Origin of the sequence: Streptomyces caeruleatus, from assembly GCF_001514235.1 — a bacterium.
GTDB classification, from domain to species: Bacteria; Actinomycetota; Actinomycetes; order Streptomycetales; family Streptomycetaceae; genus Streptomyces; species Streptomyces caeruleatus.
This window is the reverse complement of record NZ_KQ948936.1, coordinates 201,442-218,975: the sequence shown is the minus strand read 5'-3', so window position 1 is coordinate 218,975 and position 17,534 is coordinate 201,442. Positions and strand designations below refer to the sequence as shown.

At 71.2% G+C, this 17,534-nt stretch carries 16 protein-coding genes; 12 read left to right on the top strand and 4 right to left on the bottom strand.

Features of this window, described 5'->3' with window-relative positions; translation table 11 throughout:
- The first annotated feature begins 125 nt into the window (after positions 1–125).
- Positions 126–1,787: a DAK2 domain-containing protein gene (locus AQJ67_RS34005; protein WP_062723201.1), complete on the top strand. Its 1,662-nt coding sequence runs from the start codon at positions 126–128 to the stop codon at positions 1,785–1,787.
- A gap of 16 nt (positions 1,788–1,803) precedes the next feature.
- Here AQJ67_RS34005 and AQJ67_RS34000 read toward each other — a convergent pair whose 3' ends face one another.
- Positions 1,804–4,773 (bottom strand): hypothetical protein, encoded by a 2,970-nt coding sequence (locus AQJ67_RS34000; RefSeq protein ID WP_062723200.1) that lies wholly within the window; start codon positions 4,771–4,773, stop codon positions 1,804–1,806.
- A complete protein-coding gene (locus AQJ67_RS33995) occupies positions 4,770–6,590 on the bottom strand; it encodes an HSP90 family protein (RefSeq protein ID WP_079056320.1) in 1,821 nt (606 codons plus the stop codon). Before AQJ67_RS33995 ends, AQJ67_RS34000 begins: the two co-directional genes overlap by 4 nt.
- Positions 6,591–6,781: 191 nt before the next feature.
- Here AQJ67_RS33995 and recG point away from each other — a divergent pair, with 191 nt between their 5' ends.
- From recG to mutM, 8 genes are all read left to right on the top strand, one after another.
- Positions 6,782–8,998, top strand: a complete 2,217-nt coding sequence (gene recG, locus AQJ67_RS33990; protein ID WP_062723198.1) for an ATP-dependent DNA helicase RecG — start codon at positions 6,782–6,784, stop codon at positions 8,996–8,998.
- A gap of 99 nt (positions 8,999–9,097) precedes the next feature.
- Positions 9,098–9,685, top strand: coding sequence for a 16S rRNA (guanine(966)-N(2))-methyltransferase RsmD (gene rsmD, locus AQJ67_RS33985; protein WP_062723197.1), 588 nt, complete (start codon positions 9,098–9,100; stop codon positions 9,683–9,685).
- Positions 9,686–9,711: 26 nt separating this feature from the next.
- Positions 9,712–10,191: a pantetheine-phosphate adenylyltransferase gene (coaD, locus tag AQJ67_RS33980; RefSeq protein ID WP_062723196.1), complete on the top strand. Its 480-nt coding sequence runs from the start codon at positions 9,712–9,714 to the stop codon at positions 10,189–10,191.
- A gap of 58 nt (positions 10,192–10,249) precedes the next feature.
- On the top strand, positions 10,250–11,332 hold the full coding sequence (locus tag AQJ67_RS33975) for an ATP synthase F0 subunit B (protein ID WP_062723195.1): 1,083 nt from the start codon (positions 10,250–10,252) through the stop codon (positions 11,330–11,332).
- 138 nt (positions 11,333–11,470) lie between these two features.
- Positions 11,471–12,118, top strand: a complete 648-nt coding sequence (locus AQJ67_RS33970) for a YceD family protein (RefSeq protein ID WP_062723194.1) — start codon at positions 11,471–11,473, stop codon at positions 12,116–12,118.
- 2 nt (positions 12,119–12,120) lie between these two features.
- Positions 12,121–12,294 carry a 50S ribosomal protein L32 gene (rpmF, locus tag AQJ67_RS33965; RefSeq protein WP_007493396.1) on the top strand — a complete coding sequence of 58 codons (174 nt, stop codon included), beginning with the start codon at positions 12,121–12,123 and terminating at the stop codon, positions 12,292–12,294.
- A 7-nt stretch (positions 12,295–12,301) separates the two neighbouring features.
- On the top strand, positions 12,302–13,156 hold the full coding sequence (gene rnc / locus AQJ67_RS33960; protein ID WP_208615089.1) for a ribonuclease III: 855 nt from the start codon (positions 12,302–12,304) through the stop codon (positions 13,154–13,156).
- Between the two features lie 82 nt (positions 13,157–13,238).
- Positions 13,239–14,099: a bifunctional DNA-formamidopyrimidine glycosylase/DNA-(apurinic or apyrimidinic site) lyase gene (gene mutM, locus AQJ67_RS33955; RefSeq protein WP_062723192.1), complete on the top strand. Its 861-nt coding sequence runs from the start codon at positions 13,239–13,241 to the stop codon at positions 14,097–14,099.
- On the opposite strand, the gene AQJ67_RS33950 is transcribed toward mutM, so the two are convergent.
- Positions 14,072–14,473 carry a winged helix-turn-helix transcriptional regulator gene (locus tag AQJ67_RS33950; protein WP_062723191.1) on the bottom strand — a complete coding sequence of 134 codons (402 nt, stop codon included), beginning with the start codon at positions 14,471–14,473 and terminating at the stop codon, positions 14,072–14,074. The genes mutM and AQJ67_RS33950 overlap by 28 nt on opposite strands.
- A 106-nt stretch (positions 14,474–14,579) precedes the next feature.
- On the opposite strand from AQJ67_RS33950, the gene AQJ67_RS33945 reads away from it, so the two are divergent.
- Positions 14,580–15,176 carry a flavodoxin family protein gene (locus tag AQJ67_RS33945; RefSeq protein WP_062723190.1) on the top strand — a complete coding sequence of 199 codons (597 nt, stop codon included), beginning with the start codon at positions 14,580–14,582 and terminating at the stop codon, positions 15,174–15,176.
- Positions 15,177–15,243: 67 nt separating this feature from the next.
- Here AQJ67_RS33945 and AQJ67_RS33940 read toward each other — a convergent pair whose 3' ends face one another.
- The gene (locus tag AQJ67_RS33940; protein ID WP_062723189.1) at positions 15,244–16,386 is read right to left on the bottom strand and encodes a CAP domain-containing protein; all 1,143 of its coding nucleotides are present in this window, start codon (positions 16,384–16,386) and stop codon (positions 15,244–15,246) included.
- Between the two features lie 152 nt (positions 16,387–16,538).
- Here AQJ67_RS33940 and AQJ67_RS33935 point away from each other — a divergent pair, with 152 nt between their 5' ends.
- Both AQJ67_RS33935 and AQJ67_RS33930 read left to right on the top strand, forming a co-directional pair.
- Complete coding sequence (locus tag AQJ67_RS33935) at positions 16,539–16,820, top strand: acylphosphatase (RefSeq protein ID WP_062723188.1); 282 nt, start codon at positions 16,539–16,541, stop codon at positions 16,818–16,820.
- A gap of 383 nt (positions 16,821–17,203) precedes the next feature.
- Positions 17,204–17,407 (top strand): hypothetical protein, encoded by a 204-nt coding sequence (locus AQJ67_RS33930; protein WP_030048901.1) that lies wholly within the window; start codon positions 17,204–17,206, stop codon positions 17,405–17,407.
- The last annotated feature ends 127 nt before the right edge of the window (positions 17,408–17,534 follow it).

Genomic DNA, 17,534 nt, shown 5'->3' with positions numbered 1-17,534 from the left:
CAACGACTGCGCCAGTCCAACGAAACTACCATGCCTGCTCAGGGGCCCGCCCCCGGCCCGCTTCCGGCGCGCACCCGCCCTGGGTCTACGCTGCGTGCCACGGTCGGCAGCTCAAGGAGGCGCAGGTGGCGCAGGTGCCGCAGACATTCTTCGATGCTCTCGCGGTGCGCACCTGGTGCGGCCTCGCGCTGGAGTCACTCGGTCGGGCGCGTGAGGAGATCGACGCGATCAACGTCTATCCCGTGGCCGACGGGGACACGGGGACGAACCTGTACCTGACCGTGGAATCGGCGGTCGCCGCCGTGGAGGCCGTGTTCACCGCGTACGACGTGGGCAGGCCCACCCTCGCGGACGCGGCCCGCGCGATGGCGCACGGGGCCCTCATCGGCGCCCGGGGGAACTCCGGGACGATCCTCGCCCAACTGCTGCGGGGTATGGCCCAGGTGCTCGCCGCCGACGGTGAGACGGCTCACACCGACGGCTCCGGTCTGCGACTCGCCCTGCGGCACGCGGCCGACTCCGCTCGCCAGGCCGTGGCCCACCCGGTCGAGGGCACGGTCCTCACGGTCGCCTCGGCCGCCGCCGACGCGGCCGACGCGGCCGACGGGGCCGAGGGCGACGACTGCGGGGCGGTCGCGCGGGTGGCCTACGAGGGGGCTCGTGCGGCGCTGGCGGCCACGCCCGGGCAACTGGCGGTCCTGGAGCGCGCGGGGGTCGTCGACGCCGGAGGACGAGGGCTGGTGGCGGTGCTGGGGGCGCTGGTGGAGACGTTCACGGGGGAGGCGGCCCCCGTGGTGGTGTCCGGGGCGCACACGCGCGTGGAGCCCGACGCCGAGGAATGCGCCGACGCCCCGGACGTGAGCGGCCCCGCCTTCGAGGTGATCTACCTGCTGGAGGCCGAGGACGCCGCCGTGGACCGGCTCCGGGAGCGGCTCGACGGTCTTGGGGACTCGCTCGTGATCGTCGGCGGTGACGGGCTGTGGAACGTCCATGTGCACGTCGACGACGCGGGGGCCGCCGTGGAGGCCGGCGTCGAGGCCGGGCGGCCGTACCGGATCCGGATCACCCACTTCGGTGCCGGTGATGTGCACACCACCGGCGCCGAGCGGCCGCCCAGGGAACGGGCCCAGCGGGCCGTCGTCGCCGTCGTGCCGGGTGAGGGACTGGCCGGGCTGTACGGCGAGGCCGGCGCGACCACCGTCCTCGCGCGCCCCGGGGAGCCGCCCGCGAGCGGGGAACTCGTGCAGGCCCTACGGCGTGCCCACGCGCGCGAGGTCGTACTGCTGCCCAATGACGCCGAACTGCGCCACACGGCGGCCGCGGCGGCCGAGCAGGCCCGCGCGGAGGGCATCCGGGTGGCGCTGATCCCGACCCGGTCCGCGGTCCAGGGCATCGCGGCGCTCGCCGTGCACGAGCCGGACCGCCGCTTCGACGAGGACGTCGTGTCGATGACCTCGGCGGCCGGCGCGACCCGTTACGCCGAGGTCGCCGTCGCCGAACGCCAGTCCTGGACCATGGCCGGCATCTGCCAGGCCGGCGACGTCCTCGGCCTCGTCGACGGCGATGTCGCCGTGATCGGGACGGACGTCACCACCACCGCCGAGACCGTCCTCGACCGGATGCTCTCGGCAGGCGGCGAACTCGTCACCCTCGTCCTCGGCGACGAGGCACCCGAGACGATCGCCGAGCACCTCGAAGCACGCGTGCGTGAGGCCTATCTCGCCGTCGACACCGTGGTGTACCGGGGCGGGCGGCAAGGGGCGCTGCTGCTCATCGGCGTGGAGTGACGGGCGGCCCCTCCCGCTACTCGGTGTCCTGTTCCTCCACCACCTGAAGCATCTGCTCGGCCTCGGCCCGCCGCTCCCGCGCCGCCTCGTCGGCCTCGTCGTGACCCTCGTACGCGGTCAGCACCGCACGCGCGCGTGCGGCGGCCCGCGCCGGGCGGCTCAGGTCGGCCTCCAGCCAGCCCGCGGCGAGTTCGGCGCCGGTGCGGCTGTGCAGCGCGTCGTCGCCGAGAGCGGCGAACACCGCGACGGCCTGGGTCACCTGGGCCAGGGCCGCCTCCAGCGCGGCCCGGATCGACTCGTCCTCGGCGTCCTCCGTGGCCGAACGGGCGAGCAGGTCGCTGAACTGCCGGTGCGTGTGGCCGAGTTCGCCGACCAGCCGACGGCGTGCCTCCTCGTCGTCCGCCGAGTCCAGCGCAGCCGTGCACTCGCTGATCGCGCTCGCCATCAACGCGGACGCCGTGTCCTGCCCGCCGTCCCGGCCGCCCGCCGTGTCCGCCGGCCGCAACGCCAGCCACGCGCGGGCGCGCAGGGAGCGGACGAGGCCGTGCACGTTGCCGAGCTCGCGCCACAGGGCGTCCGCGCGCGCGTACGCCTGGTCGGCCTCGGTGTGCAGGCCGGCGTGGCCGAGGGATTCGGCGGCGAGGTGGGCGAGCGTGGCGTGGTCGTGCTGTTCGGGCCAGTGCCGGGCGATCTCGGCGGCCTGAAGGCGGCGTTCGGCGGCCTCACGGTGTTCGCCGAGCTCGCTCAGACAGTCGCCGAGCCACCACTGGGTCTGGACGACCGCGCCGTCGCCGTGCATCTCGGCGGTCAGGTCGGGCAGCGCCGACTCCAGGACCTCGGCGGCCTCGGCGAACCGCCCCTGCTGCAACAGGAACCCGCCGAGCTGCTGTCGCGCCCAGGCGCCCAGCGTCCGGCTCTCGCCCGCCTCGTCGGCCCAGTGCGCGGCCTCCAGGGCGTGCTCCGCCGCCTCCTCGGCCAGCCCCCGGCCGCCGAGCACCTCGGCCAGCTGGAGGTGCAGCTGGGCCCGTCCAGGCGCCTCCAGGTGCGGCCCGCCGTGCTCCAGGGCCGCCCGAAGCGCCCGTTCGGCCTCCGCCGTGTCGCCCAGATGGTGCGCGAGACCCGCCAGCCGGGCCTCGTACTCCACCGCGAACCACGGCAGCCCCGCCCCGACGAACGCCTCCGAAGCCCGCGCGAACAGCTCCGCGGCCCGCCCCACGTCCCCGGCGAGCGCGGCCAGCTCCGCGAGCATGGCCTGCGCCTCCGCCGCCCGTGCGGCCAGCCGTACGTCGTCCCCGGCCTGTCCGTCCACGAGCGCGAGCACCTCGCCGACGGCGGCCTTGGCGTCGGCCAGGGCGGCCTCCTGCGTCGCGCCCTCCGCCTCGTGCACCCGCCGCATCAGGATCCGCGCCCGGCTCATCAGCACGGCCGCCGTCTGCCGTACGCCGGTGCCGTCCTCGGCGTACAGCGCGAGGACCCGGTCGTACAGGTCGGCGATCACCGCGAGGGCCTCGGGCACAGCGCCGGTCAGAGCGCGTACGTACGCTCCACGCGCGCGTGCCGCCAGCGCCTCCCCGGGGTCGCCGGCCTCCGCGTACAGCCCGGCGGCTTCCTCGAACAGGGCGATGCCCTCCGGGCCCAGGTCCATCGCCTGGTGATCGGCGATCTCCGCGCGGTCGCGGGCGGCCAGCTCGACGTCCTCGGCGGCCCGCGAGACCGCCGCCCAGGCCTCGATGGCGTGGGGCTGCAAGGTGTCCGACAGCCGGCGTGCCTCGATGAGGAGCGCGGAGAGGTCGGGTTCCGCCGCGCCCTCGGAACCGCCGGACACGGTGGCCGCCGCCGGCACGGGCGCCGCCGCCCCCGCCGACCGTGTCGCCGTCGTACGCACCCCGAGCGGCAGCCGTTCCACCAGCGGCGGCTGGTCCATCCGCGCGCGTGCCCGCTCGCTGACGTGTGCCGTGCCGTTGCGCCGGTCGAATCCCGCCGCCAGCGCGAGGGCCTCCCCACGCGCGTGTACGGCGAGTTCACGGGCGGTCCAGTCACGTCCGGCCGGGCCGGGAACCCGCTGACCGCCCAGTCCCAGCTCACTCAGGCGGTCCATGAGCAGGGCCACGACCGCCATGAACTCCAGCTTGCTGCGCGGATGCCCGTCGTCCGTGAAGTACGTCGGCCGCTCGGCGAGCAGCTCCAGGCCGCGTGCCTCGTTGCCGCTGAGCGCGCAGAACTCCACGTGGTCCGCGTAGGCGCCGCGCATGCTCTCCATGGCCCGTACGAGCCGGAAACCCCGCAGATGGTGGGCGCGGGCCTCGTCCAGGCGGCCCAGGCGCAGCAGCGGCACCAGGGAGGACGCGAGGACGGTGTGCGGTTCGTGGGCGCAGGTGAACTCGCCCGCCAGGACCGGCCCCCACAGCCGGATCGCCTCGGCGTCCCGGCCCCGCTCGGCCTGCCACCAGCCCTGCCCGTGCAGCTCGCACGCGTGGCAGTCGGCCATGCTGTCCCGGTCGGCCGCCAGCCAGGCCGCGTAGGCCCGCTCGGCCCGGGCCACGTCCCCGACATGCGCGGCCACACTGAACTCGGCGCTGCGCACGGCCCGTTCGGAGTGTCCGGCGAGGCGGTAGCGGTGCTCCATCTCGCCGAGCCACTTCTCGATCGAGGCCAGCGGGATGTGCGGCTGGTCGAGCATGCCGGACGACATCCACTTGAAGACCCAGTGCAGCGAATGCGTCTCGTACTCGTCGAAGTCCTCGGGCCGCTCGTCCCACATGCGCAGCAGACGCGCGAAGGGGACGAACATCTTGTCCTTTTCGGAGCTGTAGTTGTAGACCTTCAGCTGGTGTCCGAGCGCCTCGATCACGGCGAGCGGGATGGTCAGCTTCTCGGCCTCGGCCAGCAGCTGCTCCGCGCGCGCGTTGCGGGCGGGGCCCTCCGGCTCCTCGGAGTTGTCCGCCATCGCCCGGCGCAGCGAGTCGAAGTCCGTGACGTCGCTCATCGGCGGCCCTCCTCGCCGTTCGTGGCCCACTCCAGCAGGCCGATGAAGGCCCGGTTCAGCAGCGCGGAGTCCGCGGGCCTGAGCGGGCGCTGCGCCATCAGCAGGGCCTGCCCGTACAGGGACTCGGTGGCGGTGCCGATCAGTTCCGGGTCGCCCAGCGAACTGATCCGCCGGATCAGCGGGTTGAGGTGGTTGAGCACCAGACGCGCGCGTGGCGCGCTGCCGCGCAGCGAGCCGAGGATGCCGGCCCACAGGTCGTCGGCCTGCTCCTCCGCCTCCGCGCGGGCCTGCTCGTGCCGGGCCGCCCGGTCGTCGAGGTGCAGCGCGGGCACGGACAGTGGATGGAAGGCGCGCAGCACGACGTCACAGCCCAGCGGGTCGAGCTTCGCCCGCGCGGCCGCCAGGAAGCCCGACAGGGCCAGCTCCTCGGCCGGGTCGACGGAGTCCAGGTGCGCGGTCACGGTGTCGGCGTCCAGCTCGGCGACGACCGTGCCCGGCCGCACCGACGGCAGCGCCTCGACCAGCTCGCTGTCGTACGTGTAACCGCCGTTGATCACCCCGACGCCCTGCGCGGACGCGATCGGCGCGACCTGCCGGTACTCCTCGACGGTCCGCGTGAAGTGCACGACCGGGTGCCGCTGCGCGAACTCCTCCAGGGACAGCCGTCCGTCGGTCGTCTCGAACGGCAGCCACGGCAGCATCGTCCGCAGCATCTCCTTGTCGTGCCGCGCGAGCGATTTCACGCCCAGGTGGTGCACGGCCAGGAACGCCGCCAGCCGTTCCGGATCACCGGCCGCGAGCCCCGTCAGCCAGGACCGAATCCTTTCGCCGAGCGCCTCCCGTACGGCCGCCAGCGTCTCGTCCTCGTACAGCGACTCGCGCGAGGCGGTGGGCCGCAGGCTGTCCGTGTCGAGGACACAGCGCACGAAGAACGCCCAGTCGGGCAGCAGCTGTTCGGCGCGCTCGGTCAGCAGCATGCCCTTGAGGTGGACGCGATGACCCGCCCGCTGGGCCGGGCTGACCGACGAGGGAAGGACGTACGCCACGCCACGGATCCCCGCGAGCGGCACGTCCAGGTCGATCGAGTCCAGCGGGGTGAAGCCGAACAGGTCGTGGCAGTGCCGGGCCAGGGCCACCCTGCGGTTGGCGGGGGAGGGGTAGGGCCGGTCCCAGGGCGCGGGCAGGTCGGTGACCGCCTCGTCGCCGACCCGGACGTCGTAGGGCAGCAGCGAGCCGAAGTCCCGGGCCAGTGCCAGCACCCGGTCCTCGGCCAGCCACTCGGCGGCCCCGGCCCGCGCCACCAGGTGCACGGTGGTGCCCGGTTCGGTGCGGGCGCCGTCCGGCAGCGTCCGCACGGTGTACGAACCGTCGTCCGTGGCCGTCCACTCCACGGGCGGCGCGTCCGGAGTACGGGCGCTGCGGCTGACCACCCGGATCCGCTCGGCGACCACGAAACAGGCCAGCAGACCGATGCCGAACTGCCCCAGGAAGTCGGACCGCGCCTCCTGCAGCCCCTCGGCACGCTTGGAGCTGCGCCCGATGGTCGCGAGGAGGCTGTGCACGTCCGCCTCGGTGAGCCCGACCCCGGAGTCCTCGACCCGCAGGGTGCCCGCCTCGGCGTACAACCGCACCTTGGCCGGCGCGTTTGGCTCCTCGGCGCGTCTGGCGGTGATGGCGTCGACGGCGTTCTGCAACAGCTCGCGCAGGTAGACCTTCGGGCTGGAGTAGAGATGGTGGGAGAGCAGGTCCACCAGACCACGCAGGTCGACCTGGAACGTATGAGGTGTCTGGGATGACTGTGAGGTCTGGGAGTCCATCGTCACGGCGCCGTTGGGGGGGGCTTGGCGACGGCGCGGGGTCGGGCGGTCCCGGTGAGGCGGTGACCGCGAAAGGATGGCCGGAGCGCGCCATCCTAGAGCCGAAACCAAACGTCTGACCAGGGGTTTCCGGGACGTTTACCGGGGCGGGCGCCGTGACCTCTACGGCATTGTCAGTGCCGTGGTGTGGAATGGATCTCGTGCCCGCACTGGAAGAACCACTGAAGAAGGTGCTCGGCCCTCCCACCGCCAAGGTGATGGCCGAGCACCTCGGCCTGCACACCGTCGGCGACCTTCTGCACCACTACCCGCGCAGATACGAGGAGCGCGGCCAGCTCACACACCTGGCCGACCTCCCCATGGACGAGCACGTCACGGTGGTCGCCATGGTCGCCGACGCCCGCCTGCACTCCTTCGCCTCCGCCAAGGCCCCCCGCGGCAAGGGCCAGCGTCTCGAAGTCACGATCACCGACGGCAGCGGCCGCCTCCAACTGGTCTTCTTCGGTGCCGGCGTTCACAAGCCCCACAAGGAGCTCCTGCCGGGCACCCGGGCGATGTTCGCGGGCAAGGTCTCCGTCTTCAACCGCCGCCTCCAACTGGCCCACCCGGCGTACGAGTTGCTGCGCGGCGCCGACGACGAGGCAGTGGAGACGGTCGAGACCTGGGCCGGCGCCCTGATCCCCATCTACCCCGCCACGGCCAAACTGGAGTCATGGAAGATCGGCAAGGCGGTCCAGACGGTCCTGCCCAGCGCCCAGGAAGCGATCGACCCCCTCCCGGACACCCTGCGCGAGGGCCGCGGCCTGGTGACCCTCCCCGAGGCCCTCCTCAAGATCCACCGCCCGCACACCAAGGCCGACATCGAGGACGCCCGCTCCCGCCTCAAGTGGGACGAGGCCTTCGTCCTCCAGGTGGCGCTGGCCCGCCGCCGCCACGCCGACGCCCAACTCCCGGCGGTGGCCCGCAAACCCAAGCCGGACGGCCTCCTGACGTCCTTCGACGACCGCCTTCCGTTCACCCTCACCGAGGGCCAGCAGAAGGTCTCGAAGGAGATCTTCGACGACCTGGCCACCGAGCACCCGATGCACCGCCTGCTCCAGGGCGAAGTCGGATCGGGCAAGACGATGGTGGCCCTGCGCGCCATGCTCGCCGTCGTCGACGCCGGCGGTCAGGCCGCCATGCTCGCGCCCACCGAGGTCCTCGCCCAGCAGCATCACCGCTCGATCGTCGAGATGATGGGCGAGCTGGCCGAAGGCGGCATGCTGGGCGGGGCCGAGCAGGCCACCAAGGTGGCGCTGCTGACCGGCTCGATGGGCGCGGCAGCCCGCCGCCAGGCCCTGCTCGACCTGGTCACCGGCGAGGCCGGGATCGTGATCGGCACACACGCGCTGATCGAGGACAAGGTGCAGTTCCACGACCTCGGGCTGGTCGTCGTCGACGAACAGCACCGCTTCGGCGTCGAACAGCGCGACGCCCTGCGCGGCAAGGGCAAACAGCCGCCCCACCTGCTCGTCATGACGGCCACGCCCATCCCGCGCACCGTCGCCATGACCGTCTTCGGCGACCTGGAGACCTCGGTCCTCGACCAGCTCCCGGCCGGCCGCTCACCCATCGCCTCCCACGTCGTCCCGGCCGCCGACAAACCCCACTTCCTGGCCCGCGCCTGGGAGCGCGTGCGCGAGGAGGTCGGCAACGGCCATCAGGCGTACGTCGTCTGCCCCCGCATCGGCGACGAGGAGGACGACCCGAAGAAGTCCGGCAAGAAGAAGTCCCCGGAGGACGAGGCCGAGAAGCGCCCGCCCCTCGCCGTCCTCGAGGTGGCGGACCAGCTGGCCAAGGGCCCCCTCCAGGGCCTGCGCGTCGAGGTGCTGCACGGCCGTATGCACCCCGACGACAAGGACGCGGTCATGCGCCGCTTCGCCGCGGGGGACACCGACGTCCTGGTCGCCACGACCGTCATCGAGGTCGGTGTGAACGTCCCCAACGCCACCGCGATGGTCATCATGGACGCCGACCGCTTCGGCGTCTCCCAGCTCCACCAGCTCCGCGGCCGCGTCGGCCGGGGCTCGGCACCCGGCCTCTGCCTCCTGGTCACCGAGATGCCGGAGGCCAGCGCAGCCCGCCAACGCCTCACCGCGGTCGCCTCCACCCTCGACGGCTTCGAACTCTCCCGCATCGACCTGGAGCAGCGCCGCGAGGGCGACGTCCTCGGCCAGGCCCAGTCCGGAGCCCGTACCTCCTTGAGGGTCCTCGCCGTCATCGAGGACGAGGAGATCATCGCGGAGGCGAGGGACGAGGCGGCGGCGCTGGTGGCGGCGGACCCGGAGCTGACGCAGCTTCCAGGCCTGCGGACGGCCCTGGACGCCCTTTTGGACGAGGAGAGGGAGCAGTACCTGGAAAAGGGCTGAGGAGGAGCGCCCCGCCAGGGGCGCGGGGAACTGCGCGAGCAACCACGGCGGACCTGCTGCCACACTGATTTCGTAACCACCCCCGAACAAGGACCAGAGATGACCCGCGTGATCGCCGGCGCAGCCGGCGGACGTCGCCTCGCAGTGCCCCCAGGCACCGGCACCCGCCCCACCTCCGACCGCGCACGCGAAGGTCTCTTCTCCACCTGGCAGTCCCTCCTGGGCGGCCCCCTGGAGGGAGAGAGGGTCCTCGACCTGTACGCCGGTTCAGGGGCCGTGGGCCTGGAGGCGCTCTCCCGAGGCGCCGGCCACACCCTCCTCGTGGAGGCGGACGCAAGAGCCGCCCGCACCATCCGCGAGAACGTCGGAAACCTCGGCCTCCCCGGCGCCGAGGTGAGGTCGGGCAAAGCGGAACAGATCATCCAGACCCCGGCGCCGACCGAGCCGTACGACCTCGTCTTCCTGGACCCCCCGTACCGAGTCACAGATCACGATCTTCGCGAGATTCTGCTCACACTCCGCTCAGGGGGCTGGCTCGCGCCGGACGCACTCGTCACCGTGGAGCGCAGCACCAGAGGTGGCGAATTCCGGTGGCCGGACGGTTTCGAAGCGATCCGGGCCCGTCGTTACGGCGAGGGAACGTTTTGGTACGGTCGCGCCGCCTCCACGTGCGAAGACGCACGATGACCGGACCCGAGAGCGAGGGATCAGCAGTGCGCCGCGCCGTCTGTCCCGGGTCGTTCGACCCGATCACCAACGGACACCTCGACATCATTTCCCGCGCCTCCAGGCTGTATGACGAGGTCTACGTCGCCGTCATGATCAACAAGGCCAAGAAGGGCCTGTTCGAGGTCGACGAGCGACTCGACCTCATCCGCCAGGTCACGGCGGAGTACGGGAACGTCCGGGTCGAGGCCTTCCACGGCCTCCTCGTGGACTTCTGCAAGCAGCGCGACATCCCGGCCATCGTGAAGGGCCTGCGCGCGGTCAGCGACTTCGACTACGAGCTGCAGATGGCCCAGATGAACATCGGTCTGTCGGGCGTGGAGACGCTGTTCGTCCCGACCAACCCCACCTACAGCTTCCTGTCCTCCTCCCTGGTCAAGGAGGTCGCGACCTGGGGCGGCGACATCTCCCACCTGGTCCCCCCGCTGGTTCTGGACGCCCTCAACAAGCGCCTGCGCAAGGACTGATGGGGCTACAGTCGTCCCGTCCGTCTCCATCACAGCTGTAGAGAGTGGCGAGCACACGGTGGACGTGCAGAAGAAGCTCGACGAGATCGTCGCGTCGGTCTCAGGCGCCCGGTCGATGCCCATGTCGGCCTCGTGCGTGGTCAACCGCGCCGAACTGCTCTCGTTGCTGGAAGAGGTCCGTGCGGCCCTGCCCGGCTCTCTCGCCCAGGCCCAGGAGCTCATCGGCGGCCGCGAGCAGATGGTCGAACAGGCCCGTCAGGAGGCCGAGCGGATCATCCAGGGCGCGCACGCCGAGCGCGGCTCCCTGATCTCCGACACCGAGGTCGCCCGCCGCTCCCAGGCCGAGGCCGACCGTATCCTCGCCGAGGCCCGCAAGGAGGCCGAGGACGTCCGCGCGGAGGCCGACGACTACGTCGACTCCAAGCTCGCCAACTTCGAGGTCGTCCTCACCAAGACCCTCGGCTCCGTGGGCCGAGGGCGCGAGAAGCTGCTCGGCACCGGCCCCGGCACCGACGAGAACGGCTACGAGGACGAGGACGCCCCCGAGCGCAGCCACGACCCGGAGACCCTGCGCCGCAGCGCCGACGAATACGTCGACGTGAAGCTCGGCGCCTTCGAGGCGGTCCTCGCCAAGACCCTGGAGGCCGTCGGCCGCGGCCGGCAGAAGCTGCACGGCCGGATCGCCACCGACGACCTCGGCGCCCTCGCCGACGACACCGGCACCGTGCAGCACTCCAGCGACGCCGACTACCTCGCCGACCTCGCCGCCCTCGCGCAGCAGGACGCCCCCGCGGCCCCCGCCGAGCAGCCCGCGGCAGTCGTACCGCCACAGCCGCAGTACGACCCGCAGACCGCGCAGCCGGCGTACGGCTACCAGCAGCAGCCCGCGGATCCCTACGGCTACCAGCAGCAGTACGGCGGCCAGCAGGACCCGTACGGCTACCAGCAGGCCGACCCCTACGCCTACCAGGGCTACGCCCCCCAGCAGGCCGCCTACGAGCCCGGCCAGGATCAGCACCAGGTCCCGCAGCAGACCACGCAGGGCAACCAGGGGTACGCGCTCGACGAGACCAGCCTCTTCGACACCAGCATGATCAGCGCGGAGCAGCTGCGGGCCTACGAGCAGGGGCGAGGGCAGTAAGAGACAGCCGGATTGGGCCGTGAGGGAAAGGTCCAGTATCCTGGCTCTTCGGTCGCGTGTACGTCCGCGATCAACGCTGCCCGGGTAACACCGAAGGGCAGTAACCCCTGAGCTCAGCAGATCGAAAGCAGGAATGGCGTGACAGCCCGCCTCGACCACCGCAACCCTCTCGTGTTCGACACACACGAGCTGGGTCGGCGGCCCGGTGCGCTGCAGCGCCTGACCCGTACGATCGACGCCCCCAAGGACTTCGGTATCCAGGGGGTCGTCGGAGTGCCGGAAGGCGCCCCGGTGGAGCTCGAACTCCGACTCGAGTCGGTCATGGAGGGGGTGCTCGTCACAGGCACCGCCCGTGCACAGGCCGAGGGGGAGTGCGTAAGGTGTCTGGAGCCGCTTCAGCTCGATGTCGAAGCGGAATTCCAGGAGATGTTCTCGTACCCTGACGCCGACGACCGGGGCCGCCATCACAGCGCGGAACCGGGCGACGACGCCGAGGACGACGAGGACAGGCTCTTTCTCGAGGACGGCTTGTTCGACCTCGAACCCGTGCTGCGTGACGCGGCGGTGCTCGCACTGCCGATGCAGCCGGTGTGCCAGGAAGACTGCCCGGGACTGTGCGCCGAATGCGGTGCACGCCTTGCGGACGACCCGGACCACCACCATGACGCCGTCGACATCCGTTGGGCGGCATTGCAGGGACTCGCCGGTTCACTCGAAGACGGCGAGAAGGACGAGATGAGCGGCGCTGACGCGGAAGCGGGCGTCGACGAGAAGCAGGAGAAGTAGCCGTGGCTGTTCCGAAGCGGAAGATGTCGCGCAGCAACACGCGCCACCGCCGGTCGCAGTGGAAGGCTGCGGTCCCCACCCTGGTTGCGTGCGAGCGCTGCCACGAGCCCAAGCTGCAGCACATCGCGTGCCCGTCTTGCGGCACCTACAACAAGCGCCAGGTCCTCGAGGTCTGAGCGGCTGGTGAGAGGCACTGTGTCCACTGCCAAGAAGGCGGAAGACGCCATGGCGGACCCACACGCCCGTAAGAAGGCGGACAACCAGGCCTCGTCCCACACGCTGTTGGAAGGGCGGCTCGGGTACAAGCTCGAGTCCGCCCTTCTGGTGCGTGCGCTGACCCACCGGTCGTACGCGTACGAGAACGGCGGCCTGCCCACCAACGAGCGCCTGGAGTTCCTCGGGGACTCCGTTCTCGGCCTCGTTGTCACGGACACGCTGTACCGCACCCACCCCGACCTGCCCGAAGGCCAGCTGGCCAAGTTGCGGGCCGCGGTGGTCAACTCGCGTGCGCTGGCGGAGGTCGGCCGTGGGCTCGACCTGGGCTCCTTCATCCGGCTCGGCCGGGGCGAAGAGGGCACGGGCGGCCGGGACAAGGCATCGATCCTCGCCGACACCCTGGAAGCGGTGATCGGCGCGGTCTATCTCGACCAGGGCCTGGACTCGGCGGCGGAGCTGGTGCACCGCCTGTTCGACCCGCTGATCGAGAAGTCCTCGAACCTCGGAGCCGGCCTGGACTGGAAGACCAGCCTCCAGGAGCTCACCGCGACCGAAGGCCTCGGCGTCCCCGAGTACCTGGTCACGGAGACCGGTCCCGACCACGAGAAGACCTTCACTGCTGCCGCCCGCGTCGGAGGCGTCTCGTACGGCACCGGCACCGGCCGCAGCAAGAAGGAGGCGGAGCAGCAGGCCGCTGAATCCGCGTGGCGGTCCATCCGGGCCGCGGCGGACGAGCGCGCCGAGAAGGCGAAGGCGGCAGCGGATGCCGCCGAGCCGGACATCGCTGAGCCCGACGCCGACGCGTCGTCGGCCTCCGCCTGACCGAACAGAGAGATCCGAGCGCCCGTACCCCGCCGTGGGGCGGGCGCTCGGTCCATTCAGACGCAGGTGGACGGGGGATCCCATGCCCGAGTTGCCCGAGGTCGAGGTCGTACGACGCGGCCTGGAGCGATGGGTCGCCCATCGCACGGTCGCCGACGCCGAGGTGCTGCACCCGCGTGCCGTACGGCGGCACATCGCCGGCGCCGACGACTTCGCGCATCGCCTCAAGGGGCACCGGATCGGCACCCCGAGCCGCCGGGGCAAGTACCTCTGGCTGCCGCTGGAGGACACGCACCAGTCGATCCTGGCGCACCTCGGGATGAGCGGTCAGTTGCTCGTCCAGCCGCAGAGCGCCCCCGACGAGAAGCACCTCAGGATCCGGGTCCGGTTCGCGGATGCCCTCGGCACCGAACTGCGGTTCGTCGACCAACGCACCTTCGGCGGCCTGTCGTTGCACGAGAACACCGCCGACGGACTGCCCGACGTCATCGCGCACATCGCCCGCGACCCCCTGGACCCGCTCTTCGACGACGAGGCCTTCCACCAGGCCCTGCGCCGCAAGCGCACCACCATCAAACGGGCCCTGCTCGACCAGTCGTTGATCAGCGGCGTCGGCAACATCTACGCCGACGAGGCCCTGTGGCGCACCCGCCTGCACTACGACCGCCCGACCGGGACCTTCACACGCCCGCGCAGCCTCGAACTCCTGGGCCACGTAAGGGACGTCATGAACGCCGCCCTCGCGGTCGGCGGCACGAGCTTCGACAGCCTCTACGTCAACGTCAACGGGGAGTCGGGGTACTTCGACCGGTCACTGGACGCGTACGGCCGTGAGGGACTGCCGTGCAAGCGGTGCGGTACGCCAATGCGCAGGCGGCCCTGGATGAACCGGTCCAGCTACTTCTGCCCGAGGTGTCAGAGGGTGCCGCGCGTCTCGTCGTAGCGCTGACGCGCTTCGAGCACGTCGTCCATCTGCCCCTCGACGAAGTGGATGAGGGTCAGGAGCCGCTCGGTGACGCCGCGCCCCAGCGGCGTCAGCTCGTAGTCGACGCGTGGTGGATTGGTCGGCTGCGCCTCGCGGTGCACCAGGCCGTCCCGCTCCAGGGCGTGCAGCGTCTGGGACAGCATCTTCTCGCTGACGCCGTCGACCCGGCGGCGCAGCTCGTTGAAGCGCAGCGCGCCCTCGTACAGGGCGCCGAGCGTGAGTCCGCCCCAGCGGCCTGTCACATGCTCCAGCGTGCCGCGCGAGGGACAGGCCTTGGCGAACACGTTGTACGGGAGGTCCTGCGCCTCCGTGTGCTCCTGCTTGGTGTCCATCTCTGCAGCGTACTCGAACACAGCGCTAACCGGCAGGTTGCACTAACCGAAAGTTAGTGCTTTCCTTTCGTTGCCGCCAGTGAGCTGCCTATCCAGGAATACGCACGTGACCACCCCTGTCATCTCCATCGCCTACCACTCCGGCTACGGCCACACCGCCGTCATCGCCGAGGCCGTCCGCTCCGGCGCCGTCGAGGCCGGTGCCGAGGTGCACCTGATCAAGGTGGACGAGATCACCGAGGAGCAGTGGGCGACCCTCGACGGCTCGGACGCCATCGTGTTCGGTTCGCCGACCTACATGGGCACCGCGTCCGGTGCCTTCCACGTCTTCGCGGAGGCCACCTCCAAGCGCTGGGCCGAGCAGACCTGGACGGACAAGCTGGCCGCCGGCTTCACCAACTCCGCCTCCAAGAGCGGCGACAAGCTGCACACCCTGCAGTTCTTCCAGATCCTTGCCGCCCAGCTCGGCATGCACTGGATCAACCTCGGCCTGCTCCCCGGCTGGAACCACAGCGCCGGCTCCGAGAACGACCTCAACCGCCTCGGCGTCTTCACCGGCGCCGCCGCCCAGACCAACGCCGACCAGGGTCCGGAGGCCGTCCACAAGGCCGACATCGCGACGGCCGAGCACCTGGGGCGCCGGGTGGCCGAGACCGCGAAGGTGTTCGCGCAGGGACGCGCCGCGGTCGCCGCGTATCACTGACGCGCGAGGGGCTCCTCTCCGGTCACCGTGGACCGGAGAGGAGCCCCTCGTCGTACGGGCTGTGCTCCTAGTACCCGAAGTCCTGCGTCCACCAGGGCCCGCCGGCGCCGAAGTGCACGCCGACTCCCAGGGTCTTGAAGTCGCAGTTCAGGATGTTGGCCTTGTGGCCCGGGCTGTTCATCCAGGCGTCCATCACCGCCGCCGCGTCGGCCTGGCCGCGGGCTATGTTCTCGCCGCCGAGGTCCGTTATGCCGGCCTTCGCGGCCCGGTCCCACGGGGACGCCCCGCTCGGGTCGGTGTGGTCGAAGAAGCCCCGCGCGGCCATGTCCTCGCTGAAGTTCTCGGCCAGGGCTGTGAGCGAGCTGTTGGCGGACACGGCGCTGCAGCCGACCTGGGCGCGCTCCTGGTTGACGAGCTGGAGCACCTCGGCCGCGGCGGCGGCCTGGGCGGACATCTCCACAGGGGCGCCGGTCTGCTCGCGCTCGGGCTCCTTCTTCTTCTCCGGCGCCTTCGTGGCCGTACGGGAAGGAGTCTCCTTCGGCTTCTGGCTGGGCGTGGCCGACGGCTTCTTCGACGGGGTCTTCGTCGGTGCGGCCGACGACGTCGACGGGGCCGGCGAGGTGGGCCGCTCGGCGTCCCGGTCGGCCGGGGAGCCGCTGTCCTGGCTGTCGGCGTCGCCGGACGTGCCGCCCTGCTCGGTGGGGGCGTTGCTCGGGGTGTCGGCGGCCTGCACCTTGTCCGCGCCGCTGCCGCCGCCGAGCTGGTAGTTGTCGATGCCGGGCACCACGCCCGCGGCGACCGCGACCGTGCCCAGTGCGACCGCCGCGGAGACGCCGAGCAGCCCGGTCTTCACCGGCGCAACGGCCTTCTTCTTGCGCCGACGGTGCGAGCCGCCCCCGGGGCGCCGGGAGCCGCCGCTGGGCGTGAAGCCGTCACTGCGGAACACGGCCGTCTCGGTGTCCGGGAAGGTGGTGGTGCCGGTGATCCGGTCGTAGTCGTCGTCCGAGGCGAACAGGTAGGCGTCGCTCTTCGCGTAGGCCTCGGCGTACGCCTCCGGGTTCAGATAGGGCGCGATGCCAATCGTCGGACGGTCGCCGCCGTACGAGTCCAGTGGGTCGTTGCCCTCCGTGAAGGAGCCGTCCGTATGTGTGACCCCCGTGGCGCGGCCCGTGGCGGCGCGGCCGGCGGCGGAGCGTCGGTGGCGTCCCATGTCCTGGCCTTCCTCGTCCCTGCGGTCTCAAGATCCACACAGAACTCACTCGATCGTGTGAGTTTCATATGGGATTCATTGGGTGGGGACGGTACCCCATGGCGCCCGGGGAGGAAGTGCCCGGAGAGACATTGGCCCGTTAGGTTGCAGTCATGAGCGAGGATGTACGGCTGGTCGCCTGGGTACGTGGACGCGTCCAAGGTGTGGGTTTCCGCTGGTTCACGCGGGCCAAGGCCCTCGAGATCGGCGGCCTGAGTGGTTTTGCTCTCAATTTGGCCGACGGCCGGGTCCAGGTGGTCGCGGAGGGCTCACGAGAAGGCTGTGAAGGACTCCTCGGTTGGCTCGCGGGCGACGACACGCCCGGGCGGGTGGACGGTGTCACCGAGATCTGGGACACACCTCGTGGGGGTTACGACGGCTTCGCCATCCGCTGAGCCGTTTCTGTAAATCGGCCCTGGCGCAAGCGGAGGGACCTGCCACCGGCAACTGCCCCGAGCAGAAATGAGCAGGTGGTTGCCAAGAAGCGCGTGTGGTGGCAGGCTCCGCACTCAAGGATGATCGCCACGCCCCGAGGGCCCCGCAGACGTCGCCGCGCAGCCGCTTTCCGGCCGTGTGCCACCGGGTTCGCCCACCAATACGGGGCGTGATCGTGTTGACCGTCAAACTTTTTGGTGAGACGCTGAAAGCCCCGCGCACCTTCGCTGTTTGGCGTGGCTGAACGGCAGCACAACTCCAGGCCTGCCAAGCAACCGCGGGTGCGAATCCCTCACGACCCACACCGCTTCGGTCGGTCACTCATTGTGGAGGACCATCCATCATGGCAAAGGCGCTTCTCGGTTACGTCGGCGGCTCCGACCCTCGACTCCTCGCCGAGATGCGACGGCTCCAGCAGCGCGTACAGGACCTGGAATCCGAGCTCGGTCGGATCCAGGCGGAGAACGACGCGCTGACGGCTGCCGCTTCTCACGACAGGATCATGGAGAGCATCGACGCACACCAGGCGGAGCCTGCGCTCACCTGATCACTGCATCGCTCCACGACAGCACAGGCAGTGGTTGGGCAGCCCGTATCCCACCGCTAAGTAGTTGTCAGACGACTGGAAAGTCAGCCGTCAGAGTTTGCAAGGGACGCTTCGGCGTCCCTTCTTT